At 58.6% G+C, this 25611-nt stretch carries 26 protein-coding genes; 13 read left to right on the top strand and 13 right to left on the bottom strand.

Translation table 11 applies throughout. From position 1 onward, the window contains the following. Positions 1–129: 129 nt before the first annotated feature. Positions 130–1008, top strand: coding sequence for an NmrA family NAD(P)-binding protein (locus tag RBB77_RS05715; RefSeq protein WP_353065445.1), 879 nt, complete (start codon positions 130–132; stop codon positions 1006–1008). On the opposite strand, the gene RBB77_RS05710 is transcribed toward RBB77_RS05715, so the two are convergent. Both RBB77_RS05710 and RBB77_RS05705 read right to left on the bottom strand, forming a co-directional pair. Next, on the bottom strand, positions 1009–1980 hold the full coding sequence (locus tag RBB77_RS05710) for an amidohydrolase family protein (RefSeq protein ID WP_353065443.1): 972 nt from the start codon (positions 1978–1980) through the stop codon (positions 1009–1011). A 45-nt stretch (positions 1981–2025) separates the two neighbouring features. Then, positions 2026–2934, bottom strand: coding sequence for a hypothetical protein (locus tag RBB77_RS05705; RefSeq protein WP_353065441.1), 909 nt, complete (start codon positions 2932–2934; stop codon positions 2026–2028). 71 nt (positions 2935–3005) lie between these two features. Between RBB77_RS05705 and RBB77_RS05700 the strand changes: the two genes are divergently transcribed. Beyond that, positions 3006–3197: a hypothetical protein gene (locus RBB77_RS05700; protein ID WP_353065439.1), complete on the top strand. Its 192-nt coding sequence runs from the start codon at positions 3006–3008 to the stop codon at positions 3195–3197. 38 nt (positions 3198–3235) lie between these two features. After that, positions 3236–3619 carry an RNA-binding S4 domain-containing protein gene (locus tag RBB77_RS05695; RefSeq protein WP_353065437.1) on the top strand — a complete coding sequence of 128 codons (384 nt, stop codon included), beginning with the start codon at positions 3236–3238 and terminating at the stop codon, positions 3617–3619. A gap of 131 nt (positions 3620–3750) precedes the next feature. On the opposite strand, the gene RBB77_RS05690 is transcribed toward RBB77_RS05695, so the two are convergent. The 4 genes from RBB77_RS05690 to RBB77_RS05675 form a co-directional block, all read right to left on the bottom strand. After that, positions 3751–4371, bottom strand: coding sequence for a regulatory protein RecX (locus RBB77_RS05690; protein WP_353065435.1), 621 nt, complete (start codon positions 4369–4371; stop codon positions 3751–3753). A 49-nt stretch (positions 4372–4420) separates the two neighbouring features. Further along, on the bottom strand, positions 4421–4951 hold the full coding sequence (locus tag RBB77_RS05685; protein WP_353065433.1) for a GNAT family N-acetyltransferase: 531 nt from the start codon (positions 4949–4951) through the stop codon (positions 4421–4423). A gap of 54 nt (positions 4952–5005) precedes the next feature. Further along, positions 5006–7900 (bottom strand): S9 family peptidase, encoded by a 2895-nt coding sequence (locus RBB77_RS05680; RefSeq protein ID WP_353065431.1) that lies wholly within the window; start codon positions 7898–7900, stop codon positions 5006–5008. A gap of 356 nt (positions 7901–8256) precedes the next feature. Then, positions 8257–9675, bottom strand: coding sequence for a sensor histidine kinase (locus tag RBB77_RS05675; protein ID WP_353065429.1), 1419 nt, complete (start codon positions 9673–9675; stop codon positions 8257–8259). 105 nt (positions 9676–9780) lie between these two features. Between RBB77_RS05675 and RBB77_RS05670 the strand changes: the two genes are divergently transcribed. The 3 genes from RBB77_RS05670 to RBB77_RS05660 all read left to right on the top strand — a co-directional run bounded on the left by RBB77_RS05670 (position 9781) and on the right by RBB77_RS05660 (position 12756). Continuing rightward, complete coding sequence (locus tag RBB77_RS05670; RefSeq protein WP_353065427.1) at positions 9781–10698, top strand: hypothetical protein; 918 nt, start codon at positions 9781–9783, stop codon at positions 10696–10698. Positions 10699–10956: 258 nt separating this feature from the next. Further along, positions 10957–11769 carry a hypothetical protein gene (locus RBB77_RS05665; protein ID WP_353065426.1) on the top strand — a complete coding sequence of 271 codons (813 nt, stop codon included), beginning with the start codon at positions 10957–10959 and terminating at the stop codon, positions 11767–11769. Positions 11770–12009: 240 nt separating this feature from the next. Continuing rightward, positions 12010–12756 carry a hypothetical protein gene (locus RBB77_RS05660; protein ID WP_353065424.1) on the top strand — a complete coding sequence of 249 codons (747 nt, stop codon included), beginning with the start codon at positions 12010–12012 and terminating at the stop codon, positions 12754–12756. A 218-nt stretch (positions 12757–12974) separates the two neighbouring features. Here the strand turns inward: RBB77_RS05660 and RBB77_RS05655 are convergent, their stop codons facing one another. From RBB77_RS05655 to RBB77_RS05640, 4 genes are all read right to left on the bottom strand, one after another. Next, positions 12975–13241, bottom strand: coding sequence for a hypothetical protein (locus tag RBB77_RS05655; protein ID WP_353065422.1), 267 nt, complete (start codon positions 13239–13241; stop codon positions 12975–12977). Positions 13242–13277: 36 nt separating this feature from the next. Beyond that, the gene (locus RBB77_RS05650; protein WP_353065420.1) at positions 13278–13646 is read right to left on the bottom strand and encodes a hypothetical protein; all 369 of its coding nucleotides are present in this window, start codon (positions 13644–13646) and stop codon (positions 13278–13280) included. Between the two features lie 622 nt (positions 13647–14268). Next, positions 14269–14925 carry an HNH endonuclease gene (locus RBB77_RS05645; RefSeq protein ID WP_353065418.1) on the bottom strand — a complete coding sequence of 219 codons (657 nt, stop codon included), beginning with the start codon at positions 14923–14925 and terminating at the stop codon, positions 14269–14271. 67 nt (positions 14926–14992) lie between these two features. After that, positions 14993–15949 carry a ComF family protein gene (locus tag RBB77_RS05640; RefSeq protein ID WP_353065416.1) on the bottom strand — a complete coding sequence of 319 codons (957 nt, stop codon included), beginning with the start codon at positions 15947–15949 and terminating at the stop codon, positions 14993–14995. Positions 15950–16088: 139 nt separating this feature from the next. Here RBB77_RS05640 and RBB77_RS05635 point away from each other — a divergent pair, with 139 nt between their 5' ends. From RBB77_RS05635 to RBB77_RS05620, 4 genes are all read left to right on the top strand, one after another. Continuing rightward, the gene (locus tag RBB77_RS05635; RefSeq protein ID WP_353065414.1) at positions 16089–16691 is read left to right on the top strand and encodes a hypothetical protein; all 603 of its coding nucleotides are present in this window, start codon (positions 16089–16091) and stop codon (positions 16689–16691) included. A 33-nt stretch (positions 16692–16724) separates the two neighbouring features. Next, positions 16725–17870 carry a glycoside hydrolase family 172 protein gene (locus RBB77_RS05630; RefSeq protein ID WP_353065412.1) on the top strand — a complete coding sequence of 382 codons (1146 nt, stop codon included), beginning with the start codon at positions 16725–16727 and terminating at the stop codon, positions 17868–17870. A gap of 85 nt (positions 17871–17955) precedes the next feature. Next, positions 17956–20325, top strand: coding sequence for an OPT family oligopeptide transporter (locus RBB77_RS05625; RefSeq protein ID WP_353065410.1), 2370 nt, complete (start codon positions 17956–17958; stop codon positions 20323–20325). Positions 20326–20627: 302 nt separating this feature from the next. Beyond that, positions 20628–21098 (top strand): hypothetical protein, encoded by a 471-nt coding sequence (locus tag RBB77_RS05620; RefSeq protein ID WP_353065408.1) that lies wholly within the window; start codon positions 20628–20630, stop codon positions 21096–21098. Positions 21099–21105: 7 nt separating this feature from the next. Here the strand turns inward: RBB77_RS05620 and RBB77_RS05615 are convergent, their stop codons facing one another. After that, positions 21106–21672 carry a carboxypeptidase-like regulatory domain-containing protein gene (locus RBB77_RS05615; protein ID WP_353065406.1) on the bottom strand — a complete coding sequence of 189 codons (567 nt, stop codon included), beginning with the start codon at positions 21670–21672 and terminating at the stop codon, positions 21106–21108. A 400-nt stretch (positions 21673–22072) separates the two neighbouring features. On the opposite strand from RBB77_RS05615, the gene RBB77_RS05610 reads away from it, so the two are divergent. From RBB77_RS05610 to RBB77_RS05600, 3 genes are all read left to right on the top strand, one after another. Continuing rightward, complete coding sequence (locus tag RBB77_RS05610) at positions 22073–22543, top strand: MarR family winged helix-turn-helix transcriptional regulator (protein WP_353065404.1); 471 nt, start codon at positions 22073–22075, stop codon at positions 22541–22543. A 70-nt stretch (positions 22544–22613) separates the two neighbouring features. Continuing rightward, on the top strand, positions 22614–23318 hold the full coding sequence (locus RBB77_RS05605) for a pirin family protein (protein WP_353065402.1): 705 nt from the start codon (positions 22614–22616) through the stop codon (positions 23316–23318). A gap of 135 nt (positions 23319–23453) precedes the next feature. Continuing rightward, complete coding sequence (locus tag RBB77_RS05600; protein WP_353065400.1) at positions 23454–24038, top strand: YceI family protein; 585 nt, start codon at positions 23454–23456, stop codon at positions 24036–24038. A 68-nt stretch (positions 24039–24106) separates the two neighbouring features. On the opposite strand, the gene RBB77_RS05595 is transcribed toward RBB77_RS05600, so the two are convergent. Together RBB77_RS05595 and RBB77_RS05590 are read right to left on the bottom strand one after the other, a co-directional pair. Next, positions 24107–24511: a response regulator gene (locus RBB77_RS05595; protein ID WP_353065398.1), complete on the bottom strand. Its 405-nt coding sequence runs from the start codon at positions 24509–24511 to the stop codon at positions 24107–24109. Between the two features lie 68 nt (positions 24512–24579). Continuing rightward, positions 24580–25488 carry a LysR family transcriptional regulator gene (locus RBB77_RS05590; protein WP_353065396.1) on the bottom strand — a complete coding sequence of 303 codons (909 nt, stop codon included), beginning with the start codon at positions 25486–25488 and terminating at the stop codon, positions 24580–24582. Between the last annotated feature and the right edge of the window lie 123 nt (positions 25489–25611).

The following is a 25611-nucleotide window of genomic DNA, read 5'->3' as shown; positions in this document are numbered from 1 at the left end:
ATGGTGCCCGGTCTATTCGGCTTGATCTCCTCCGCTCTCAGCTGGCCGCCACTAGTCGGCAGAAAGAAGTAAAAAGTAAAGGCTCCGCGATCGTCTTAGCTTTTGCACTGCGCATCAATCCAAACAGCCATGATCGTCATTACTACGCCTACAGGTAATATTGGCCAACAGGTCCTCGAGAAGCTTCTGGATAGCGGCGAGACAATCCGCGTGATTGCGCGCGATCCTTCCCGCTTGTCGGCGCGTGCACGCGAGCGGTTGGAAGTGGTGCAGGGATCGCATAGCGACAGAGAGGTCGTCGACCGGGCATTCGAAGGTGCTGATTCCGTGTTCTGGGTGGTCCCTCCGGACTTCCAGGCCAACAACGTCGAAACGCGATATCTGGAATTCATAAGGCCGGCGTGTGAGGCTTTCAAAAACCGAGAGGTGAAACGGGTTGTGGCAGTCTCAGCCCTGGGGCGCGGATGGCCTAAGCCTGCCGGGCTGGTGTCCGCGTCTGTAGCAATGGATGATCTGATTGCAAGCACAGGCGTGAGCTTTCGCGCACTGACAATGCCCTCGTTTATGGACAACTTTCTTCGCCAGGTTGAGCCGATCAAAAATCTGAGTATGTTCTACTCGCCGCTGTCCGGAGACCTGAAGGTTCCAACGTGCGCGACACGCGATATCGCGTCGGTTGCGGCGAAGCTGCTGCTCGATTCTTCGTGGAGCGGGAGTGGCAGTGTGCCGATACTTGGCCCTGAAGATCTGTCGCACAACGACATGGCGCAGATCCTCTCAGAGGTGCTGGAAAAACCGGTTCGTTATCAGCACATTCCGTTCGAGGCCTTCAAGGCAAGTCTGATCAAGTCCGGAGCGTCCGAGTCGATGGCCACAGGCATGGTGGACATGATGATGGCCAAGAATGAAGGTCTCGACAACATGGAACCGCGAACTGCGGAGTCCACCACACCCACCAGTTTTCGCCAGTGGTGCAAAGAGGTGTTGAAGCCTGCCGTTCTGCGCTAATCACTCACCCAAGCGCAGCACCTTCGCCGCGTTCCCTCCCACCAACATCTCCATCTCCGCCCCAGACAACACCCCCGCCACCTTCTCCAAGAAATCCTTCCCCTTCGTATTCGCACTAAACGGATAATCCACCGAATACATCATCCGCTCAATCCCCACTACCTCCAGCGCACACTTCAGCGGTGGCAGCGTGAAATACCCACTCGTCGTCAGATGAATATTCGTCTTGAAGTACTCCGCCACCGTCTGCTTCAGCTTCGCCGCCCCCGACAGCATCCCACTCGACCGAGCCAGCGCAAACGGCAACCCCTCCCCCATATGCCCAATAATTAACTGCAATCCCGGCACCTTATCAAACAGCCCCGACACAATCAGCCGTAGCGTATGCAGAGCCGTCTCCGAGTGCCATCCCCAACCCGCAATCGACAGCATCATTCCCAGCTGTCCGGGCAACCCAGTGTAGTAAGCCTCCCGCACTGGCTCAGGAGGAGGCGCCGGATGCAGATACACCGGCACATCAAGCGCAGCCGCCGCCTCGAAGAACGGCAGAAACCGCGCATCGTCGAAGAACCGCCCTTCCACCGTCCCATTCACCATCACCCCACGAAACCCGAGGACACTAACACACCGCTCCAGCTCCTTTACCGCCGCGCCAACATCCTTCATCCCCAACGTAGCGAACCCAGCCAGCCTCGTCGGATTCGCCTTCACCGCCGCAGCCAGCTCATCATTCACCGCCCGAGCCACAGCCGTCCCATCCGCCGCACTCAACCCCTCCAGCCCAAACGCAACCAGCGACATTACCTGCAGATCGATCCCAGCCTCATCCATCGCTGCGATCCGCCCCGCACCCAGGTCCAGCAGCTTCGCCTGCAAGTCAGGAAACTGCATCCCCGTCTTCACGGAATACTCCGCCGTCGCCCGCATATAAGTCTCAGTCAAAAAATGTTCTTCCAGCGTGATCGTCTTCATCCCGCGTTAGATGCCACCCACCCACCAGAGTTTCACTAGCTCAAATCACACCACCAACCCCGGCACCCAGGTCTGCCCCTCCATGCGAAACACCTCATCCTCCGTCTTCTTCAACGCAGCAAACTCCGCCCGATGCTCCGTCATCACCATCGCGGTCACCAACGCATCAAACGCATCCTCCGAAGCCCGCGCCTTCGCCATCACCAATCTCGAAAGCCCCGCATACATCGCACTCTCCTTCCGCTTCTTCGCAAGATAATCCGTCCGCGCCACCTCCGAACTCTTATTCACCGCCCCCGTCATCAGCCGCGTATAAATCTCCACCACCGTCGGCGCCCGCTTCACATCCGGCTCATCGTACGGCCAGATCCGAAACCCAGCCGCCCGCAACACCAGTAACCCCGGCATCCCGCGCAACGAAGCCGTCCCCACCGCCCCCGCCCCGCCAATCTGAAACACCGACTTCGGCGCAATCCCCGCAATCTTCGCCACCTGCAGCGGGTCCGTCATCTCCGCCCGCACCTTCAACACCGTCTCCGCCCTTCGCAACATCCTGTGTGCATGCTCCCCGGAAAACTCCGCAGGCTTCTTCCCATGCCGTTGCGAACCCGGCACGCCCCAAAACCGCACATCCTCACAGTCCCGATGCAGCCACTTTTCTCCCTGCCCATCCGCAACCAATCGCCAAAACTCCGGCGCCGACCCAATTCCCAACTCCTTCAAAAACCAAGCCGGATAGCTAAACGTAAAGTCAAACCCCACGACCATCCGGGGAGTCTCCTCGCCCATCTCAATCAGCCACGCAATCAACTCTTCCCGCGTTCTCCCACCCTCCAGCGTCACCCGCCCCGTAGAAGCCGTCCAAACTCCCGCCCAGATCTTCCTCCTCTGCCCCGACCCCTTGTCGCCCGACCAGTCCACCCCCACCACCCGCTGCAACCCGCGCTCAACCATCTTCCTATCATCCACCCGAGGGAACTTTTCCCCCAACCTAACCGTTTAACCTCAGTAGGAGAGAAACACGAATGCTCAATCTTTTGCTCTTCCTGATCCTCATGGTCGTCTGTTGGCCCCTCGCTCTCGCAGGGCTTCTCCTCTATCCGTTCATCTGGCTCATCCTTCTTCCGTTCCGGCTCGTCGGAATCGTTGTAGGAGGCACCTTCGAACTCATCGGCGCACTCTTCATGCTGCCCGACCGTCTCCTCCGCTCTGTCTAGGCATTTTCAAATCATCCGCATCAGCAGAAAATAGACTCATGACCGGCACGCGCATCGACAAGTGGCTCTGGGCAGCCCGCTTCTTCAAAACCCGCGAGCAAGCCTCCAAAGCCTGCGACATGAACCGCATCACCTCGAACAACGTCGCCGCCAAGCCTGCACGCGAAGTCCGCATAGGCGACATGCTGCACATCAAAAACGAAGGCGGTGAGTTTGAAATCGAAGTGCTGACCTTAAGCCAACAGCGCGGCTCCGCAGCCATCGCGCAAACTCTCTACCGCGAGACCGAGTCCAGCAAGGAAGCCCGCCGCAAAGCCGCCGAAGAGCGCAGACTCCTCGGCCCCATCGCCTTCACCGCTCCCTCTAAGCGGCCTAGCAAACGCGACCGGCGCCTCATCCACAGCTTCCGCGGGGACTATTAGATCATCGACACATGGCCTTCCGTTGGTCGGCGCCATCTCCCTTTCCGAGCATCGCGAGGACCACGCGAAGCAATCACGAGTCACGAAGTGACCGCCCTCCGCGTAGGAGGCCCGTCCGGCAGGACACCCAATCACTCATCCTCATTCTGCCGCGCATAACCATCCGAATCCCCAGCCCGCTCGTCCGGTTCCGCATAAGAATCCGAATCAACCCCACCCTCTTCCACCCCAGTCAACGCCTCCTCCGGCAGGTCCCAAGCCTTCAGCACCTTGAAGATCGCATTCGAAGAGAACCCAGCCCGCATCAGCCGATTCATCGTCCGCACGGTCTCCTTCTGCGCATTCTCCCCACTCGGTTTCTTCATCCGCTTCCGCGCAATATATTGCCGAGCCAGCGCCACCTCATCCACATCCTCATACGCCGTCTCCAGCGTCGAAGCCACCAGCTCTTTCCCCACGCCCTTCATCATCAAATCCTGCTGCACGCGTCTGCGCCCAAACTTCTCATGCTCCTTCCGCACCCGCGTGTAGTCTTCGGCAAACCGCGTATCGCTCAAATAATTCAACTCCTTCAAGCGCACAATCACCGCATCCATCGCGCGCTCTCCCGCATCACCCTCCTCCGCGCGAGCCTTCATCAACCGCCGCAGATCCCGCACCGTCCGCATCCTTCGCGCCAGCGTCCCCACCGCATACTCAAACAACCCAGCCTCACCCACCGGCTCCCGCTTCTTCGGCCGTGCAAACGCCATCACAATGTGCCCTCAATCCATTCTCACCCAAGGCCTGCGCCTCTGCTTCTCACACCCGTCCCGACTCAAACAAAAACAAGACCCACGCAACCCCCTCACGCTCGAAAGCAACTGCGTGACTCTCCTCACCCGTGAACAATGAAATCGCTTCCTGCCAAAATCGCCGCGCTGCATCGTTTTTCTGCATCACGCGAACCTCCCATCGCCCCGGAAACCGCCGCCACACCTCATGTGCCACCTGCATCCCAATCCTGCGTCTCCGGTATCCGCGAACCACAAAAAACTCTGCCATATCCCACACCGCTTCCTCTCCAGAGATCCCCAAGCCTCTCCGCACCAGGACTAGCCCCGCAAGCCTGCCACCCACCCTGACTAGAAATGGAAATCTTCCTGGCTCCGTCCAATAAAGCGGTAGAGCTCCATAGCCGAACCTTCCATCTTCACCAATATCCAGATCTCGCAGTTCACTGAAGTCGTGGGCATACAGCTCCAGCAAATTCGCCAAAATGGGCTCCTGCTCTCGCGCAGCCAACAGAACTTCGACCCGCGAATCTGTCTCCCAACGAGGTTGGCTCATCATCTACGTCCAGGACGACTCTGGCCTCTAGCATTCACGGCACACTTCACGCGATCACTAAGGCACGACATTTATCGTAAGCTCATTCGACCGGACCACCTTGCCCGTCTTCGGATCCTTTCGAAACACTCGCACCGTGTACCGCCCAGGCCGATTCAAACTCACCAACTTCGCCACATGCGCCGTCTGCAGCGCGGCCTTCCCCGGCTGCACATACTCCACCATCCGGCTCTCCTCCTGCTGATGCTGTAGCGCCTCACGTCCATACGCAGTCGACTCCATCACATGCCCTGCCGCATCCTTCACTTCGATCCTGTACGAGAACTCAGGATTATTCGCACCCGGCCGATGCGCAAACGCAATCTGGTGATCCGACACATTCCTCAAGGCAATGGTCACCTTTGCATCGCCTCCCACGCGCACCTCATCCTCCGGCGCACTAATCGCAATCGTAAAGTCCTCTTCTCCCACAGCCTCTTGCGGTGTCTCCTCCACATTCTGCGGAGCACCCACGTTCGATGGCGCAACCGGCGACGACACCACCGGAGATGGAGCCGCGACCCCCGAAGCAGCAGCAGGAGCAACTGGCCGCTTAGCCTTCGTCGATGCTTTCGGTTCACCCGCACCCGGCGCCGTCTTATTCACCGCTACCGCCGCATACAGATTCGTCTTCGTCCACCGGTCGCACCAATCCCCCACCGTCTCATACCAGAGCTTGGAGTTCTGCGGCTTCAAAACCCAATGTCCTTCATCCGGAAAATAGAGCATCTTGCTCGGCACATTCAGCCGCTGCAACGCCGTAAAAAGTTGAAACCCCTCCGACACATCCAGCCGATAGTCCTTCTGCGAATGCACCACCAGCGTAGGCGTCTTCGCATTCTGTATCGAAAGCATCGGCGACCACTTCCTGAACGGATCATTCGCAACCGGCCCTGCTTCATACCTCCACGGCTGCCCCGGCGCTACGTCCCCACTCCGCCGAAACTCCCACTCGTTAAACCAAATCTCCTCAGTCGTTCCATACGCGCTCGCAGGATTGAACATCCCATCATGCGTCACAATGCAGGCAAAACGATCCGTATGCGTCAGAATCCAGTTCGCCATAAACCCACCGTAGCTCGCTCCCAGCGCACACTCCCGCCTCTTGTCGATGAACGGAAATTTCGTCTCCGCAAAATCCAAGCCCTTCATCAGATCGACATAAGCCTTCCCGCCCCAGTCGCCATTCACACCATCAATAAACGCCTGCCCGTACCCCGTCGACCCACGCGGATTCACCATCACCACCACATATCCACTCGCCGCCATCAGCTCCGCGTTCCACCGATAGCTCCACGCATTACCCCAGGCCCCTTGTGGCCCACCGTGAATCAAAAACTTCAGCGGATACTTCTTCGCGCTATCGAACTTCGGCGGCGGAATCATAAAGCCCTGTACCTGTGCACCTTCTGCACCACTGAACGTGAAGCTGGTCATCTTCGGCAAGTCGAGATGCTGCTCCAGATCATCGTTCAAATGCGTCAACCTCACCTCGCTCGTCAGAATATGGCTTGAGACCGTTCCAATGTCCCCGGCGCGAAACAGCGCTACCACCGCAGCTGGCGACTCAGCCGTCATCTTTGTCGCCACCAACTCATAACCAACATCCTTCAACGCCGCAAACTGTAGCTCTCCATACTCTCCTGTCCACGGCAGCGTAGACAGCGAATCGGCAATATTTGGATTGGTGCAGAAGATCCGCTCCTCGCCATCATCCGCTGTCGTCAAACAGATCTCCGGATTCACCGGGTTCCATACAAACTCATCCACCCAACGATCCATCTTCGGCAGCAACTCCTTGGTCGTACCCGCAAGCCGATCGAACAGCATCAACCGAAAACGATCGCTCTCATACCCGGCCCGCGCCTGCGAACGAAACGCAAGATATTTTCCATCAGGCGAGTAAGCCGGGGCATCGTCGCTCCCCATCGACGTCGAAACCTTGCGCGGCTTCGCCCCCGAATCATCCAGCAGCAGCGTAAACACATCGTTATTCGTGCTCGCCGCAGCAACAAGATCAACATTGGTTACAAATGCAATCTCCTCCGACCCCGGCGCCCACGCATACCCCACCGGACCACCCAGCGTAAACGTCGGGGCCTCCGAATCCCCAATATCTCTCCTAGGAGTCAGGTCCCGCACCGCATTTCCATCCGTCGCCGACACCACCAGTACATGACTCCGCTTCGGCCCGATATAGCTGTTCCAGTGTCGGTACAGCAGATGTTCAAACACCTGCGCCTTCACCGGATTCGCCGCAGCCGCATCATCCTTCTTCTTGTTGCAAAGATCCTCATCCGTCCAGGAGGCTTCATCGCTGCACTCCGGGTAGATCCGCGACGCAAACAGAATCCGCTTTGAGTTCGGTGACCACACCGCCCCATCGGCCTCCGTACTCACATTCGTCAACCGCTTCGGAGTCCCCATCGTCCCCGCGCCATCGTCCCACGCCGCAAGAAAGATCTGCGACAGCTCCGTCGCGCTATCGGTCGCCACAAACGCAACCTGCTTCCCATCCGGCGAGAACCGTCCCCCCGACTCGCCGTCCTTCCAGAACGTCAACTGTCGTTCCTTCACACTCGAAGCCGTCCCCGGTGCAGCACTTTGCCCAGCCACTAACGGCGGAGTCGCCATCGGCACCACCCAAAGATGATTCACCTTCGAGTTCTTCTCAAGATCAACATCGGTCGCTGAAAACATCACCCATTTGCCACTCGGCGAAACCTGCGGGTCGCTCACCCTCTTCATCCGCTGGAGATCGGCAAACGTCATCGGCCGTCTTCCCGCCGCGCCGCCAGACAAAGCATCCGAATCAGGACCGAACTCCTGCGCCCGCATGCTGCTGGCCGCTCCGCCCCAAACACCGGCCGCCACCAGCGCCAGCACACCTGCCCGAATCGCGCAGTTCTTCATCGCGCCAGTCTAACTCCGCAACTCGAAGATCGAACCGGAATAGGAATCAGACAAGAAAATGGCTGCCAAAGCTTTTCACGGCCCGCTGCGCGCGGAGCGGTCACTTCGTGACGGGTATACCGGCTTCGCCCTGGGCCTCCCGATGGTCGGCGGAAAGATTTTTGATCGCGACCAACGGGAGCGCCAACCGAAGGGGTATACCCGTCACGAAGTGACCGCCGCCCGCGCAGGGCACACCAAGGCAACTAAAAAAGGAGCTCTTTCCCAACCACAAAAATTCACCACGCAAAAAACCACGATTACCACGCATCCCACCACGTTCAACACCACAAAAAACTGCAGAAGACAACCCATCCTCAAACAGTTACGCGACGCCCCGACCCCTCCACCCCAGGAGAATTTTTTTCTGCAGCACGCATCACCGGCAACTCCACCGCCACCGCCGCCCCATGCGGATGCAGGTTGAATGCACTGATCTCTCCCCCATGCTCCTGCACAATCGAATAACAAAGACTCAGCCCCATCCCCACGCTATCGCCCGAATCCTGCAGCGTATGAAACGGATCGAACATCCTCCCCGGCTCACGAAAACCCGGCCCCGTATCGCTCACAATCAAGTGAACTCTCCGCCCATCTCTACCCCATGCGCCATCCGACCCACTCCCCAAACTACTCAGCGACATCCGAATCACCATCTCCTCCGCAGTCTTCACCCCACGCACTCCTGTCAACGCCTGCGCCGCATTATTCAGTAGATGCTCCAGCAACTGCCGAAGCCTATGCCTATTCCCACTCACCCCGGGCACTTCGCCATCGGTCTGCACCACCAGCCGAATCCCGCGACCCTCCAACTTCTCCCCACACTCCACCGCCAGCTCGCGCACCATATCAACTAAATCGACAAACCCATCGCCCTGCCCCACGGGCCTCCGGAACTCCAGCAGCGTCTCCACCGTCTGCCGCATCCTCAACGCCTCTCGCACAATAATCTCCGCATCCGCCTTCACCCGCGGCTCGCCCGTCGAGCCGGCAATCAACTCCGCGAATCCAAGCACTGCCGTCAGCGGATTACTCAACGCATGCGCCATCCCTCCAGCCAGCATTCCCAGCCCCGCAAGCCTCTCGGCCCGCATCAGCCGCTCCGCCAGAGCAGCATTTTCCATCGCCCGCGCCACCTTTACCCCCAGCGCCTCCAGCGGCCACAAAGCCTCTTCAAGCTCCCTCTGCCGTACGCTCAGCAACCCATCCGCGCCCACCGCCAGAGCCCCCATCATTCGCCCTGCGGTCGTCCACAGCGGAATCACAATCGCCCCCCGCGGCTCATCGTCTAGCCGCGTCCTCCCGAACACTACCGCAAACGCGTTGTTCTTCACCCTTCGCCCCAGGCCGCCCTCGTTCCGCCGCGTCCCAATCCCACCCTTCCGCTCGGCCTCAACAACCCCCACCGCCCATTGATTCAACGACTGCACCGTGATCTCTTCCATCCCCGCGCTGGCCGCTACCGAGAGCTCTCCGCCGGCATCCCGCACCAGCATCGCCGTTCTGCGAAACACGCTTTTCTCGGCCATCAACTGGCTCACCTGCCCCGCCAGCTCGACGACCTCAGCATCCGCCGCCAGCTTCACATCCAGCCCCGCATAGGCCCGCAGCTCCTCCTGTTCCCGCCTCTCCCGCCGACCCTCCGCCACACCCACCTGCACCCGGCACCAGATCGCCCACAGGCCTCCGCCCGCCAGCGACAACTCCAGCCAGCGCAGCCCGATCAACCCGCTCATCTCCCTCGCTCCAGGCCACATCACCAAACCTCCCCAAATCGCGTCTATTCTTAGTAGCGTGCGGGGCATTCGCAGCAACACAGCCCCGCCCATGGAGTTCTCCCAATGAAGCTCAGCCGCGCCTCTGCCTCCGCGACCGTCCTCGGACTATTCCTCCTGCTATCGGCCCCCGTCCCCCCAGCCATCGCCGCTGTCGCAAATCCAGACGGTGCCCCCGCGCAGGATCCCGCCGGCTTCGGCCCACTCGACTCCGCGCCCCCCGCCAACATGACCCCCCAGCAGATCATCGAAAAGTTCGCCGCCCGCGAGACCGTCTTCAACCTCGCCCGCCAGAACTACACCTTCCGCCAGACCGTCAAAGTGGACACCCTCGTCGAAGACACCAACCGCATCGACGGCGAGTACCAGCAGGTCACCGACATCACCTTCAACCGCGACGGCAAGCGCGAAGAGCACGTCGTCTTCGCCCCCCAGAACACCCTCGAGCGCGTCCAGATGACCCCCGCCGACTTCGACGAGATCGAGCACCGCCTCCCCTTTATCCTCACCACCGAAGACCTGCCCAAATACGACATCACCTACCTCGGCCGTCAGCACATCGACGAGCTCGACACCTACGTCTTCTCCGCCGCCCCCAAGACCTTCGAAAAAGGCAAGCGCTACTTCCAGGGCAAGGTTTGGGTCGACCAGCAGGACTTCCAGATTGTTCTCGTCAACGGCATCACCGTCCCCCAGGACAAGCGCAAAGGCCACGAAGACCTCTCTCCACCCTTCACCACCTACTACGAGCAGATTGACGGCAAGTACTGGTTCCCCACCTACACCAAAGCCGAAGGCAACCTCCACTTCGTCGCCCAGGAGGGCGCCCTCTCGCAGGACGTCCACATGCGCAACATCGTCAAATATTCCGACTACAAGCAGTACCACGCCACCGCGCGCATCATCTACAACGGCGAAGACATCACAGACAAGAAGGACACCACCCAGCCCCCATCTAACCCACCCCAAAACCCCAAACCATAGCACCGACCAACGGGAGGGCCCAGGGTGAAGCCGGTACACATGTCACGAAGTGACCGCCGCCCGCGCAGGACGCGCCGTCCGGCAGGATGGTATCTCCCAACCAGCCTCATCTTCGCGCAAGAATTTATCAAAGTTACCGAAGATTCGCTTGCCTGCGCCCACCCGCGAGTTTAGGATGACTTTGTTCCCGGTTCCACGGAATCACGGGCCCCTCAAGCGGAAGATCGTCGGGAACGATCGCACTCTCGGGAGGCCGCCGTGCTCACCAAATCTCTCTTTAAAGCTACTTGTCTCACCACCCTTACCCTTGGCTATGCCCTGGCCCAAGCCCCTGCGCCCGCGCCGGCTCCTGCGCCCGCAGCAGGTCCCGCCGACGGCATCACCATGGACATGATGCCCATCACCCAGGATCAACTCACCCAGTGCCGCCAGCAAGCCTCCGGCCAGCTCACCGACGAGCAGAAAGCCCTGCACGATCGCGAGCACGGCCAGGATAAAGACAAGATGGCCCAGGGCGGCATCACCGGAGCCACTGGAGTCGCCACCAGCGCCCTATCCCGCAAGAACAACTGGGGTTGGTGGGGCGGCGGCAACAATAACGGAGCCCAGACCGCAGCCGCCACCGGCGCCACCCAGCGCACAAACCGCAACAGTGCCGACGTCGCCAGCACCACCGCCACCAGCCAGACCGTCGGCGTCGACGCCTACCAGCAGTGCGTCAATGGCATCAAGGGACCCGAGTACGTCCACTTCCGCCAGACCGGCCAGATGACCGCCTTCACCGGCGCACCGCTCGCCAGCTCCGCCGCCGCTCCCGCGCCAGCCCCCGGTCCCGCACCCGTAGCCACCGTGGCCCCCGCACCGATGCCGACCAAGTCCCCCGTACAGGATGAAGGCGACGGCAAACACTTCGTCCTCACCGCACCCGGCCAGACCGACGCCCGAGAGGTCACCCTCGTCCCCGGCAGCAAGAACTCCTACATCGAGGACGCCACCGGAGACAAATACATCGTCATGCCCGACGGCTCGGTCAACCGCATCCCGCACGTCAAAAAGACCGCAACCAAATAACTCAGGCTCTCTGGCTCAACACGCTATCGCTTCAAAGGCACTTGTCCCACGTCCCGGAGGTCTGCACGTGAGTCCTATGTGCGCTCCGGGTCACTGTTGTCATCCTTCGCCGCAGGCGGAATCTTCTGTTGCCTTATCTCTCGCAAAAAATCCGAGCCTCTAAAACCGTCGCGGAGCTGTCGAGTTTGGCAGTTCCGCGAAGTCGCATCTGAGACTATGCTTCCCCCACAGGAGTTCTCCATGAACCGATCGAACGCAAGCTCCGTCTCGTACGCCTTCAAGAGCGCCTTCCTTTCTACAGCGCTGTTCACCTGTGCCTTCCTCACACCCCCCCGTGCCAGCGGTCAGGCAGGAGGCGATCTGCAGGCAAAAGTAGCTGCCCTCAAACAATCAGTCGCCGCAAACCAGCAGAAACTGCACCAGTACCGCTGGCTCGAGACCACCCAACTCACCCTCAACGGCAACGCCAAACCCGGCACCGAATTCATGTGTCAGTACGGTCCCGACGGAAAAGTGCAAAAAACGCCAATGGGCGCTCCACAGGCGCAGCAGGCCCCCAGTGGCGGCCGCTTCAAACAAAGGATCATCGAGAAAAAGAAAGAAGAGGTGAAGGACTACATGGGTCAGGTCAAAACCCTGCTAGCCCTGTACGTGCCGCCGAATCCCCAGCGCATGCAAGAGGCCTTCCAGCAACACAAAGTCTCTATCACCCCAGGCGGTGATTCAGGCGTCGCACAGATCGTATTCAAGGACTACGCTCAACCCGGCGACCAGATGACCATCTCCTTCAACAGCGCCGAAAAAAAGATCAGCGCGTTAAACGTCAACACCTACATGGACAATCCCCAGGACGTCGTCACCCTCGCCGTCCACTTTGCCAGCCTGCCCGACTCCACCAACTACGTCAACGACTCCGTACTCAACGCCACAGCGAAAAAGCTCGTAGTCAACACCACCAACTCCAACTACCAGCCAATAGCCCAGTAGCCGGCTTCGCTTTTTGTAGTTGACCTTGTCTTTCTCGTTGCCATCCCCAAGGGATTTGCTGTCGTCTTTGTCGCCGCCGTTGTCTTCTCTTTTGTCGTCATGCTGACACTGAGCGTAGTCGAAGGGGAAGGATCCCTGTATTTCGCCCTTGCTTTTTGGCTTTTCATTCACCGCGAAACTGCCAAAGCCTAAGTCAACTCAGCCGAGAAAGCACACCATTACTTCGTCTCGCAGTGCGAATCCGGCTCCGCATGCTGCTGTGTCATCCACCGATCCATCAACGTCCCTGCACATCGGGCGCCACAGAGATGCTTCACTCCAGCCGAGTGCGCATGATGATGCTGCCATCGCGTCAATTTGATCAGAGGCTGATCCTCCTCCGGCTTCTCCCCCGGAAAACAATCCACCCAGGCCAGCCACCAATCCCCGCCTTCGCCCTTCTTATCGCCGCACACGTCGCACTGGTAACTCTCGATATAAGACATTCGATCTCCTGCCGCTGAAAATATCACATTCGAGTTTCAACTTGCAGCCCTCAAGGAGAAGAATACGCGGCCTTTGTCTTTGTTGTTGTCATCCCCGAAGAGAATCTGCTGTCGTCTTTGTCTCTGCCGCTGTCTGTTCTTTTTGTCGTCATTCCGCAGCGCAACGAAGGACTCCCGCATTTCGCTTTTGCAGTTGCCTTCGTCTTTCTTGTTGGCATCCCCGAAGGGGATCTGCTGTCGTCTTTCTCTTCCGCCAACAACAAGATCATCATTTCGACCTGGCTCCGCACAACCGCCTTGGATCGGGGCAATCACTGGTAACCGGGCGCCTCCAAGTGATAGCTCATCACCGCATTCATGGAGTACACTGCCAAGCCAACCGATTAATTTCTTAAAATCGGGCAATCTGGATCTTGTTGCAGCACGTTCCTCTCGTAAGGAGGACACGCAATGGACAAAAAGTCCGCTCCATTTTTCCCGCACCGGCGCATGGCGGATGGCAGCCTGCAATCGATATGCCTGACATGTTTGAGAACCGTCGGCGTGAGCACCTCCGAGGCAGAGCTGAGTGAACGGGATAAAGCCCACAAGTGCAAGGCAGTACCGTACTCCGCGCGCGTCCCGCGCCACAACCGAATCGGAAATCATCCCGATTGGACAGACGCACAGGAGTAAAAACGAAACCGCTTCACCCTTTCGAACCGCAGAAAACTCCAACGAACAAAGCTGTCAAGCCCTAAAATCCTGCAACTCGTTACAAAAAAACCACTTCTGCGTGGCGTATCAGTTACCTCCAAACCGCTACACTGGAATCAAGAGATAAAAAGCCTCCGACCACACCCCGGGGCTCAAGTACGTTCTGCGACATAAATAATTTAGTTTCAATATTTTATCCGTAAACCACCTATTATCAATATTTTACAGACACTCACCCTCTGTAAGTCACTGATTATAAGTATTTTACGTACAAAATACCCCCACCGGGGGGAGGGGGTATCGCACCATAAGCGTTCTCGGACAGAAAATATCAGGCCGCCGGTTCAGCCTCGAAGTAAAGATACTTCCGCCAGGCCGCATCCGCGCTCCCGATCATCCGCATGATGTGCCGGGATGTATGCAAAGAAAACGGCCTCGGCTCCCGCTGCAGTTTCATATCGGTCAACTCGTGCAGCATCTGGTTGCCCTTGCGCCGATTGCAGTTATGGCAGCAGGCGACGAGATTCTCCCACGTCGACAGCCCGCCACGAGACCGCGGAATGACATGATCCAGCGTCAGCTCCCCCGCGGTCAGGATGACGCTGCAGTACTGGCACGAGTTTCGATCGCGCAAAAGAATGTTTTTACGGCTCAGCGCCCGAGTCTGATGCGGAATCCTGCGGTACTCGAGCAGCCGGATCACACTCGGCATCGCCACCCGCATCCGCGCCGCATGCAGCACCGCGCCCTGCTCCTCCTCGGTCCGGGCGACACCCTTCAGCACCAGCACCAGCGCTCGCCTCGCACCGCAGATGTTGATCGGCTCATACGACGCATTCAGCACAAGCACCGGAGTCTGCATCGCCGGCTGCCGAAACACGCCTACCCGGACTTCGCGCTCCGTCGTTACACGGCCCGCGCCATGTCCCCCATGCCCCGCGTGTCTCTTTCCACTCAGCCCTTGCTTCCGCATCTTCCCCGATTGCATCTCAAAGCCCTCCGGTTCCAACCACTGTTAGCACTCCGCGCCAAGCTCTTCCATCACTCCAAACTCACTAACCAGCATCCCAGGCAGCAACACGCGAGCCAGCATCACGCAACGCCGAATCATCCCAGGCCGCGATCATCTCCGGCTGAGCCCGCGAAGCCGTCGCCACCCAAACCTTCGCCGCCCCGGCCCGTCGCAACACCTGCGCACAAGCGCGAGCCGTAGCCCCCGTCGTATAAATGTCATCCACCAACAAAATTTCGCGCCCAGGCAGCGCCGCGCGATCACTGACAGCAAATGCACCCTGCAGGTTCCGTCGACGTCCCTTAGGAGTCAGCTCAAACTGACTCCGCGTATCCTTCACCCGGCGAATCACTCCATGCGCCGCCGTCAGCTTCCACTCCGGACGACTCCGCTTCAACTCCGCCAAAGCAGCATCCGACAGCAGCACCGCCTGGTTATAGCCGCGCTCTCGCTCCTTCGACGGAAACAGCGGCACCGCAACCACCAGCAGATCTCCACCAGCCTCACCCTCAAGCATCCGGATCGCCCGCGCCAGAAATCTCCCCAGCGGCTTCGCCACCGAGCGCATCCGCTCATACTTCAGCAGGTGGATCATCTCCCGCAGCTCATCCTGATACACCGCATAGGCCACAGCCCGCTCGAACTCCGGAGGAGCCATCCTGCAAGGCGAACATACCAGCCCGTCCACCGGAAACTGCCCCGCGAACCGCACGCCTTCCATATCCAGCGCCTCACCACAACGCACGCACAGCGTCATGGACTGCTCCACAACTCCATCCACACAGCTGTCACATACAGGAGAGAGCCCAGCTCTCAGCAGCGGCCCACCACAAGCCCTGCAATCAGTCGGATAAAACGTAGTAACCAGGTCATCCAGAGCAGCCCGAACAACCCGTCCCGGTCCCTGCCACCAGCGGGACATCGCAGACCCGTCGCCCACCCCACCAGGCGGAGCACCGGGTGGCCCCCCGGAATCAATACCGAGCGAATTGTCATTCAAGCAATCGCTGAAGACTCACCTCACTCGCTGGCGCTCCAGGTCGGTCGGACCGCGCCATTTCCCGCAGTATAGCCCCTTAGCCACTCCCGCCACAAACAATTCTGCACCAAAAAAGATGCGCCTATGCTACATCTAGGCCATGCTGAGAGTTATCACCTGGTGCGCCAAGTGCCTGTTTCTGTACTGCCTCGTCGCGGTCGCCGCAATCCGATTCTCGTGGGTTTTCACGACGCCTGTGTGGCAGCTCGCAACAAGAATGCACTGGACGAACCTGAATCGCATCAGCTACGTCCTCAGTTACTTCCTGCCGATCTACGCAGTTGCCGGATTTCTCCTTGGCCTGATTCCCTTCGGCAAACTAGGCGAAGCAATCAGAGACCTGCTTCGATCGCTCTCTAACTCCCCATCTACCGAACTTGTATCGGAGTCCGATGCCGTACCCCCTATCCTGTGGGCCTGGCTGCCCGTCACTCTCGCTTTCCTGATTCGCTTTGTGAGTTGGAGGTCTACAACGTCGAGCGTCTTCGACGCGCATCGATCAACCGGCCGTTTAGAACGCTTCTTCGGCCCTCTCTACGGACAAAACGCGGGCCTACTCGACGACAAGTGGATCACCGACCGCTTCCTCTTCACCGGCCCCATGCTCTTCCTCATCGCCTGCGCCGTTGCAGCCCTTCTCCGCTCCAAACTCACTGCCCCGCGCAAATCGCATCAGGAGCCCTTCACCCCCGACTCAGAGTGATACCTTGGAAAACACTTCCAAACAGGTCCTCTCATGCGCCAACCCAAAATCCTGATATCGCTCCTCGCGCTCATCTCCTCAGCTGCGTACGCGCAACTACCGGCAGGCATGCCCGACCCCACACGCCAGCAGACCTACACGCTCCATCGCTCCTCAAGCCGCGAATCCACCGGCGCCAACGCCGACGCACGCACCGTCACTCCAGGCCAGACCCTCACCATCCTCGACGTCGATGGCCCCGGCATGATCTCGCACATCTGGTTCACCCTCGACGACGCCGAACCATATGCTCTCAAACGCATCGTCCTCCGCATGTACTGGGATGGCGAGACCACACCTAGCGTTGAAACTCCCATCGGCGATTTCTTCGGCCTCGGCAACGGGATCTACTACCACTGGGAGTCGCTCATGCTCTCCGCCGGTGCCGACAAGGCACTCAACAGCTACTTCCCCATGCCCTACGCGCATCATGCCCGCATCACCATCACCGACGAAGGCAAGATGTCCGTCAATCATCTCTACTGGAACATTGACTATCGCGTGAACGCTCAGCCTCTGCCCGAAGACACCCTCTACTTCCATGCGGAGTACCGTCAGGCGCAACCCAACAAAGGCTGGACCGGAGATTGGTACGAGAACGGCGACCCCATCGTGAATTATCACCGCAACCTCGACGGCAAAGACAACTACGAGTGGTTCGAAGCCAAAGGCCACGGCCAGTTCGTCGGCGTTACCTTCTCCATCCTCCAGAATCAGGACGGCTGGTGGGGTGAAGGCAACGACATGTTTCAGATCGACGGCGACACCCCAACCATAGTAGGCACAGGCGGAGAAGACTACTTCCTCGGCGCCTGGGCCTACGGCGGCCCACAGGACTATATGCTTCACGGCGCACCCGTAGTCGGCAAAGAGCTCGCAGGCGAGCGCTCCAGCATGTATCGCTTCCACTTCGACTCGCCCATTCCGTTCACCAAATCCATGCGTGCGAGCATCGAGCACGGCCACGCCAATCACCGCTCCGACAACTTTTACTCTGTCGCCTACTGGTATCAGTCCGAACCGCATCTGCCGTTCCTACCTCTACCCGATGTCGATCAGCGAATCCCAACTCTGCAGTTCGTAGGCGGACCCGGCAACGCCAAAGGCCCATACGATCCCAACAGTCTCCACCCGCGCTGATCGCTCGGTAGACTGACCCCACATCCCCGCTGATACACTCCATCGAAGCCGAAACACAGCTCGACCAAGCGGGAGACGCACCACCATGGCAACATCCACACCGACCAAACCAACCTTCAAATCCTTTGTCCCCGCCACCGAGACCCGCCCCGAGCTCTCCGCCCGAGCTCTCATCCTCGGGGCAATCTTCGGTGTCCTATTCGGTGCAGTGACTGTCTATGTAGGTCTCCGTGCTGGTCTCACGGTTGCCGCGTCCATTCCAATCTCAGTCCTTTCCATCTCCATCCTGCGAGCCTTCGGCAAAGCCAGCATCCTCGAAAACAACATCGTTCAAAGCACCGGCAACGCTGGCCAATCCATCGCGTCCGGTGTCATCTTCACACTTCCCGCTCTTATCTTCCTCGGCTTCGATCTTGAAGCGTCCCGCATCTTCGCACTCGCTCTCTTCGGCGGATGGCTCGGCGTTCTCTTCATGATCCCGCTTCGCCGCCAACTCATCGTCGAAGAGCATGACAACCTCATCTACCCCGAAGGCACCGCCTGCGCCGATGTCCTCATCGCTGGCGAACGCGGCGGCTCATTCGCCTCACGCGTCTTCCTTGGTCTCGGCCTCGGCGGCATCTACACCCTCTTCCAGAACGACAACCTCTTCGCCCTCTGGCCCAGCCAACCCGACTACCAGCCCGACCTCGGCACGCAACATCTCCTCAAAGGCTCTGCCATCCGCGCCGACTGTACCCCGGAGTATCTCGGCGTCGGCTACATCATCGGCATTCGCGTCGCCGCCATCATGCTCGCTGGTGGCGTCTTCTCATGGCTGGTCCTTATGCCTGCCATTTACTTCTTCGGCTCGCATCTCTCCAGCCCCCTCTACCCTGGCACCGTCCTCATCACGCAGATGTCGCCGTCCGACCTCTGGCGAACCTACGTCCGTCCAATGGGCGCAGGTGGAGTCGCAGCCGCCGGTCTCATCACCTTGCTCCGCACGCTTCCCACCATCGTCGGTGCACTCACACAGGGCTTCAAGAAGACTGGCTCTGGCAAATCGGCCGCGACACAAGTCTCGCGTACGGAAAATGATCTTCCCCCCATCGTCGTCTTTGGCGGCTCTCTTCTTCTCATCCTGCTGATGTTCCTCTTCCTTCAGTTCAAGCCGATCCCCGGAGCGCAGGTCGGTCCACTCGCCAACATCGCCGCTGCTCTTCTCGTCGTCGTCTTCGGCTTTCTCTTCGTCACCGTCAGCGCGCGCATCGTCGGTATAGTCGGCTCCTCCGCCTCGCCCGTCTCAGGCATGACCATCGCAACTCTGATGGCAACCGCCGCCATCTTCCTCGTCAAAGGCTGGACAGCACCTGCCTTCGGTGCGCTCGCCATCACCATTGGCGGAGTCGTCTGCATCGCTGCTTCAAACGCAGGAGACACCTCACAAGATCTCAAAACCGGCTACCTCATCGGCGCAACTCCATGGAAGCAGCAGATCGCCATCATGATCGGCGTCATCATCTCGATCTTCTCGATCGGCGCCACGCTCAACGCAATGAACAAAGGCCTCGAAACCTTTCAGCGCCTTCCCAAACCAATCACCTTCTCTCTCGACAAGCTTCCCGACGGCGTTCAGAACAACGGCCACTTCACGGGCAACGACAGGATCACCCTCACCTCTCACAACGCTGACCACGCCAAAGAAGAACTCTCCAACGCCCGCCAGTATGTGTTGTTGAATGCCATCGGATCCACCACGCTCGATGACGGCAAATACCTATACAACACCACTACCGGCGAGATTGAAGTGCAGTGGATTCAGGGAATCGGCAGCGAAAAAGCCGCAGCCCCTCAAGGCCGGCTCATGGCCACTGTCATCAACGGAATCCTCAGCCGAAAACTTCCGTGGGCACTCGTACTGCTCGGTGTCGCAATCGTGGTGGTTGTGGAACTGCTCGGTGTTCGCTCCCTGACCTTCGCTGTCGGAGCCTACCTCAGCATCGCCACCACCCTCGCAATCTTCGTCGGAGGCGTCATGCGCTGGATGGTCGACCGCGCCTTACATCGTCAGGCATTGAAGAACATCCACCTCGAACACGAAGCTTCGTTGGCACTGTGGCACTCCGACCGCAGTGCCTGGCTCGCGCAGCATCCTGACTTCGACCCCACCGATCCTACTCATGCCGACTCCACTGGAATTCCGCTTCCCAACACTATTACTGCTCGCGACGCTACGATCGAATCGGAGGTATCGCCTGGCTCGCTCTATGCTTCGGGACTTATCGCCGCGGGTGGTATCGTCGGCCTGCTGGGCGTCTGCGTCAAGCTCTACGAGGCCGCCACCGACCGCTCCATCCCACGATTCAGCGAACACAACCCGCTTCATCACGACCCGGTGAGTGTCGTTATGTTTGCCCTGCTTGCCTTCTCGCTCTACTACTTCGCGAGGAAACCTCTGAAGAGCGAAGGTTGATTTTTCTAAGTTTTGCAAAAAAAATGCCGGCGTGATGGGAGGTGCGTTTTTCTGGGGGTTTTTGCGATTTTAGGGGTGTTTGTTGATGGTAAATCGTGGTGAAGTTGTGGTGATTTGTGTGGCTAGCGTGGTGTTTTAGCCGTCACTTTTTCGGGCGCTAAAAATGCGCCAGGTTTTTGAAGTTTATTTTTAGTCGAGTGCCGTCAGTTCGATTTTTTTCGGGTTCGAGAAGGAGTTGGAGCAGTTGATGGTGTTTCTGATGGCGCTGGTGGCGGCTATTGCGATCGCTAAGGAGATTTCAGATGAGTCACGTGCTGGTTGTCTTTCAGGCCGATACGGAGCAGACCGAACAGTTGGCTCTCGCTGCGGGAGTGGGTGCGGTTGAGTCGGAGGCGGGCATTCGATTGCGCCGTCTGAGGGTACCCGGGGCTGTGGAGGTTGGACACAAGGGTTATGGAACGCTGAGGGAGGCAGATCTGCTCTGGGCCGATACCGTGATTGTTGGGCTGGAGGGTGAAAGGGCAGGAACCGAGGAGCTGGATGGGCTCCTTACTGTTCTGAAAGAGTTGGATCCGATCCAAATGAAGGGGAAGAGGGCCTGGACGTTTGGTCCGGAGGGTACTGCTTCGGGAAAAACAGAGGCTCAGAAGATTGTGGAGGAGTCTTTGCTGGCGGCTGGAATAACACCTTTGCCTTCGGTGGCCTCAGATGCGAGCGATGCCACAGAAAGAATGAAAGATGTTGGACGCCAGCTTGGACGGGAGCGGATTTGAGGACTGGCTAAGGTTGTGACGGTGGGAGCAGCCTGACAACCTGTGTACCCTCCGGGACTGTCGCTGGAACCAAGATGGCGCGGGTCATACTGCCGCGAAGCATATCGATTTGCCTGGTGTAGTCCGAGTCTTGAGCGAGATTGATTCCGTAGACCGTAAAGGTCTGGAACCCTGGCGACTGAACGCTCAGCGAGTAGGTTCCAACGGGAAGCTGGCGAAACTCGTAGCTTCCTTTGCAGTTGGTGCGTGTTCGGAAGATAGCCTCCGTCCCTTGGTTGGTGAGGACAACTTTGGCTCCGTTGATTATTGATCCCTCGGGGTTGTCGACCGTTCCCCGGATGGATGGGGAGAGATTTTGTGCACTTGTAGACGGGGCAGCGCCGAGCGAAAGGAGGAACGCGAGAGCCGGAAAACCCAAGATAATCCACAGGTTGTACCGTCTTTTGATCGTCGGGGAGGGGATCGACACGAGGATAGCGAGAGCCACGCAGAGGCGATAGAGAGACGCGTGAATGGAGTGCGAGGAAGCAAGATGAGGAACGACGGATTCCTCTGCAGCACTGCGGAAGGACAAGAAGAGAGCGCACCAAGGCAAGGATGGTACCAACGGCAGTAGCAGGGCCGACGATAACAGAACGAGTATAGGCACCGGCAAAGCGAGCAGCGACAGGAACGGTGAATGCAACGGTGAGCCTCCCCTGGCGGCTTCAGGGAGTACCTGAGACTGCCGCCTCGATAGATCCTTGAGTGACGCTAAGGCCCACCCGGCTTAAATCCAAGGGCCACCCTAAAGAACCTTCATATAGCCACACCAAATCGCAGATGTTCGTCCCCGGGCATTGGTACCGTGTCATGAGGCCAGAACAGGTAAAAGCCAAATAACTGGAAAATAATGGGATAGCAGAAGGTCTGAAGGTTTTGAATCTTATCTCGGTGTCGAGATATCTTATGTCGTAGGAGTTGGGAGGGTTGAGATGGCAGATGAGCAAAATATCATTTCGGCGCCCCGGCTCTGGTTGGTCCTGGCTCGGGCCCACGGTTCGATGGTGGATTTCATTGAGCGTTCCATCAATGCGCAGGGACTGGGAATCAGCGACTTCATGGTGCTGGAGGTTTTGCTGCACAAAGGGCCGCTGACGATCTCGGTGATCGGGGAGAAGGTGCTGTTGGCCAGCGCTTCGATGACTTCGGCGATCGACCGGTTGGAGAAGCGGGGGCTGGTGCTGCGAAGGAGTTGCAACTCGGACCGGCGGATTCGTCTGGTAGAGCTGACGGCCGAGGGAAACGGCTTTATTGAAGAGATCTACGCGCGGCATGAGAAGGATCTGGAGTTTCTGATGGCCGGGCTCCCCGAGGATCAACGCAAGACGATGTACGAGGGTTTGAAGAAGATCGGGCTGGCGGCGAAGGTCGCGGTTCCGACGGAGAAGTGTAAGACCGCTTGACGCAGCAAGTTTGAGGAAGGACACGCGGCCCTAAGCAATGAGCCGGTGAGGCAGTAAGAGAGGACGCATTATGTTGACTGTTCGCAAGAGTAACGAGAGAGGCCATGCCGACCATGGATGGCTGGATTCGCACCATACGTTCTCGTTTGCCAACTATCATGATCCGAAGCACATGGGATATCGTTCGCTGCGCGTGATCAATGAAGACCGTGTGGCGGAAGGGCGTGGGTTTGGAGCGCATGCGCACCGCGATATGGAGATTCTGAGTTACGTGCTGAAAGGCAAGCTTGCCCATAAGGACAGCATGGGCCACGTAGAGGTCTTGGGGCCGAACGAGATTCAGAAGATGTCGGCCGGCACGGGCGTGGTGCATAGCGAGTTCAATGGGTCAGAGACGGAGCCGGTTCACTTTCTGCAGATCTGGATTGAGCCGAAGAGCCGGGGCACGACACCGAGCTACGAGCAGTTGAAGTTCGAGGCGGAGGAGAAGCTGGACCGCTTCAAGCTGCTGGCTTCACCGACACAGACGGCCGGAGCGGCAACGATCAACCAGGACACGAAGGTGTCGGTTGCAGAGTTGACACCGGGAAAACAGATTACCTATCCACTGGGCGACAAGCGCCATGCGTGGCTGCATGTGATTCACGGAGAGGTGACAGTGAACGGCAAAGCGCTGGAGACGGGGGATGCTGTCGCAGTCGATGACGAGCAGGCGCTTGAAGTGAGCGCGCAAGGAAAGACGAATAGCGAAATACTGTTGTTCGATCTTGCCTGAACCAACTTTACCGCTGTAGTAATGGGCTCTACGAGTTTTCACACAATTGCAACGGTGACCGGCACATATTTTGAGTCGGTCACTACACGAACGACATCTCACAGCAGACCCAAAAATTTCCGAGGAGAACGAACTATGAACCGTCGCATCTTTACCGCATCACTCTCTGCTCTGCTCCTAACCGGAGTAAGTGCATTCGCCCAGAGCTCGGCATCAACTTGGACGATCGACCCTAACCACTCGCAGGTGAACTTCGCGATCAAGCATATCCAGGTGAGCACGGTGCGTGGTTCGATCAGTGGCGTAACCGGGAATGTGATCTGGGACGATAAGGATCCCACCAAGTCCAGCGTGGAAGCCACGATTAATACGACGACGGTTACGACAAATAATGAAAAGCGCGATGGTCACCTGAAGTCGCCTGATTTTTTCAACGTTGAGAAATTTCCGACGATGACGTTCAAGTCGACTGCAGTGACGGGTGTGAGCGGCAAGCTACAGGTTGTAGGCGACCTGACGTTGGGTGGCGTGACCAAGAGTGTGACGCTGGATGTGGACGGCCCGACGCCTCCGCAGAAGAGTATGGGCGGCAAGCTGGCTTCGGGCTTCTCTGCGACTGGCAAACTGAAGCGCAGCGACTTCAACTTCGGTCAGAAGTTTACCGAGCCTTCGCTAGGCGATGAGGTTCAGTTCACGCTCGACATCGAAGCGTTGAAATAAACGGGAAGTAACATGGCCCTCCCTTACGCGAAAGATCGCGGAGAGGAGGGCCTTTTGTTTTGGTCGAATCAGGAGAGCTTTTCGCGGCTGAGTTGTTCGTTGCGCTTTTCAATTTCGGCAGACGCTTCTGGCTTAATGCTGCGGAGGATTTCGAGAAGCTTTGCCGGGTCGAAGGATTCGAGCTGGTAATCGGCGGCAGGACAGCCCCCGAAGCCCGGAGTGGTGATTACGATGATTGGAACCATCGGTTGAAGAAGTTTTATTTTCTCGGCGACTTCGCCGCAGGGAACATCGTCGAGACCACCGTCGAGGACGATGCCGCTGACGGCCGGGAAGCGGGTGAAGATTTCGATCGCCTCCTTGCCGCTGTACGCTGTGATGACGTTGAACTTAGCAGTTTCAATCACGAGCTTGCGGGTGGAGATACTGCCGGGGAATTCCCGGTCGATGACTAGAAAGCAGGGCCTGATCATGGCAGCATTAGACACTAAAAGTGCTGCGCGGGGCGATCCTGCGGGGTTTTGCAAGCCTGGGGTCGGGGCTAGTTGCCGTGGGCGCGCTTGATGCGATCCTTGTTATCGCGAACGAGGCGAAGGAAGTTCTGCTGGATTGGATCTTCGTTCTGCGGGTTCCATGCGACGGCCAACCCCATGTGAAGGTTTTGCGGCACAAGTGGGGAGAATATGACTCCGGTTGGGCGGAGGTAACGGACTCCTGAGGGAACCAGGGCTACGCCTTCTCCGGATTCGACCAGAGTGAGGACGCTGGACCAGGTTGCGGCGGTGTTGACGATGTTTGGGGAGAAGCCTGCCGCGGAGCAGAGAGCCACGATGCCGTCGTAGAGCGCGGGCGTCATCTGGCGATCGCAGAGAACGAGGCGCTCGGTGACGAGGGAGTCGATTGAGACGGGCTTGCCGGCGAGTGGGTGGTCGCGGGGAAAGACGGCGACTACAGGATCCTGGTAGAGAAGCTCGGCTCGGAGGGTCTGGTCGAAGGGTGGCTCGAGGGGACGGGCGAAGGCGATGTCGATCTTGCCGGCGGTGAGCGCCTCCATCTGTTCGGGAGTGCGCATCTCGTAGAGGGAGAGCTTGATGCCGGGGAAGAGCTTCCGGTAGTCGCGGATGATGCGGGCGAAGAAGCCACCAGCGCCCCAGAGGAAGAAGCCGATACTGAGAGAGCCGACCTGGCCGAGGAGGGAGCGCTGGGTGACTTCGAGGGCGCGGTCGGCGGCTGCGAGGGTCTTGCGCGCCTCGGCGAGAAAGAGCTGGCCTTGTGGTGTGAGGCGGGTTCGGCCTGAGTTGCGGTAGAGAAGCGGGCCACCGACTTCGCGCTCGAGATCGGCGATCTGCTCGCTGATGGCGGACTGCGAGATGTGGAGGCGGCGACCGGCTTCGCTGAAGGTGGTGTGCTCGGCAACGGCGCAGAGGTAGCGCAGGTGTCTTAATTCCATGAAGATTCCATATGTTTTAGGATATCGGTTTTTCCGATGGCGCCTCGCGGAAATAACTGTAGATACCTTCACGAGGCAAGAATGTCTTACTCTATAGAAAGATTTACCCGAAGCGGAAGAGGG

This window comes from Tunturibacter psychrotolerans, assembly GCF_040359615.1.
Classification (GTDB): Bacteria; Acidobacteriota; Terriglobia; order Terriglobales; family Acidobacteriaceae; genus Edaphobacter; species Edaphobacter psychrotolerans.
This window is presented reverse-complemented; position numbering and strand designations above follow the sequence as displayed.

Excerpts from the sequence above, each read along its gene's own strand:
- RBB77_RS05645 (WP_353065418.1), bottom strand. The coding sequence starts at position 14,925 with ATGCAATCGGGGAAGATGCGGAAGCAAGGGCTGAGTGGAAAGAGACAC.
- RBB77_RS05660 (WP_353065424.1), top strand. The coding sequence starts at position 12,010 with ATGAACCGATCGAACGCAAGCTCCGTCTCGTACGCCTTCAAGAGCGCC.
- RBB77_RS05690 (WP_353065435.1), bottom strand. The coding sequence starts at position 4,371 with ATGGCGTTTGCACGGCCGAAGAAGCGGGAGCCGGTGGGTGAGGCTGGG.
- RBB77_RS05670 (WP_353065427.1), top strand. The coding sequence starts at position 9,781 with ATGAAGCTCAGCCGCGCCTCTGCCTCCGCGACCGTCCTCGGACTATTC.
- RBB77_RS05595 (WP_353065398.1), bottom strand. The coding sequence starts at position 24,511 with ATGATCAGGCCCTGCTTTCTAGTCATCGACCGGGAATTCCCCGGCAGT.
- RBB77_RS05630 (WP_353065412.1), top strand. The coding sequence starts at position 16,725 with ATGCGCCAACCCAAAATCCTGATATCGCTCCTCGCGCTCATCTCCTCA.
- RBB77_RS05620 (WP_353065408.1), top strand. The coding sequence starts at position 20,628 with ATGAGTCACGTGCTGGTTGTCTTTCAGGCCGATACGGAGCAGACCGAA.
- RBB77_RS05655 (WP_353065422.1), bottom strand. The coding sequence starts at position 13,241 with ATGTCTTATATCGAGAGTTACCAGTGCGACGTGTGCGGCGATAAGAAG.
- RBB77_RS05705 (WP_353065441.1), bottom strand. The coding sequence starts at position 2,934 with ATGGTTGAGCGCGGGTTGCAGCGGGTGGTGGGGGTGGACTGGTCGGGC.
- RBB77_RS05610 (WP_353065404.1), top strand. The coding sequence starts at position 22,073 with ATGGCAGATGAGCAAAATATCATTTCGGCGCCCCGGCTCTGGTTGGTC.
- RBB77_RS05590 (WP_353065396.1), bottom strand. The coding sequence starts at position 25,488 with ATGGAATTAAGACACCTGCGCTACCTCTGCGCCGTTGCCGAGCACACC.
- RBB77_RS05680 (WP_353065431.1), bottom strand. The coding sequence starts at position 7,900 with ATGAAGAACTGCGCGATTCGGGCAGGTGTGCTGGCGCTGGTGGCGGCC.
- RBB77_RS05625 (WP_353065410.1), top strand. The coding sequence starts at position 17,956 with ATGGCAACATCCACACCGACCAAACCAACCTTCAAATCCTTTGTCCCC.
- RBB77_RS05700 (WP_353065439.1), top strand. The coding sequence starts at position 3,006 with ATGCTCAATCTTTTGCTCTTCCTGATCCTCATGGTCGTCTGTTGGCCC.
- RBB77_RS05635 (WP_353065414.1), top strand. The coding sequence starts at position 16,089 with ATGCTGAGAGTTATCACCTGGTGCGCCAAGTGCCTGTTTCTGTACTGC.
- RBB77_RS05715 (WP_353065445.1), top strand. The coding sequence starts at position 130 with ATGATCGTCATTACTACGCCTACAGGTAATATTGGCCAACAGGTCCTC.
- RBB77_RS05695 (WP_353065437.1), top strand. The coding sequence starts at position 3,236 with ATGACCGGCACGCGCATCGACAAGTGGCTCTGGGCAGCCCGCTTCTTC.
- RBB77_RS05710 (WP_353065443.1), bottom strand. The coding sequence starts at position 1,980 with ATGAAGACGATCACGCTGGAAGAACATTTTTTGACTGAGACTTATATG.
- RBB77_RS05605 (WP_353065402.1), top strand. The coding sequence starts at position 22,614 with ATGTTGACTGTTCGCAAGAGTAACGAGAGAGGCCATGCCGACCATGGA.
- RBB77_RS05675 (WP_353065429.1), bottom strand. The coding sequence starts at position 9,675 with ATGAGCGGGTTGATCGGGCTGCGCTGGCTGGAGTTGTCGCTGGCGGGC.
- RBB77_RS05685 (WP_353065433.1), bottom strand. The coding sequence starts at position 4,951 with ATGATGAGCCAACCTCGTTGGGAGACAGATTCGCGGGTCGAAGTTCTG.
- RBB77_RS05600 (WP_353065400.1), top strand. The coding sequence starts at position 23,454 with ATGAACCGTCGCATCTTTACCGCATCACTCTCTGCTCTGCTCCTAACC.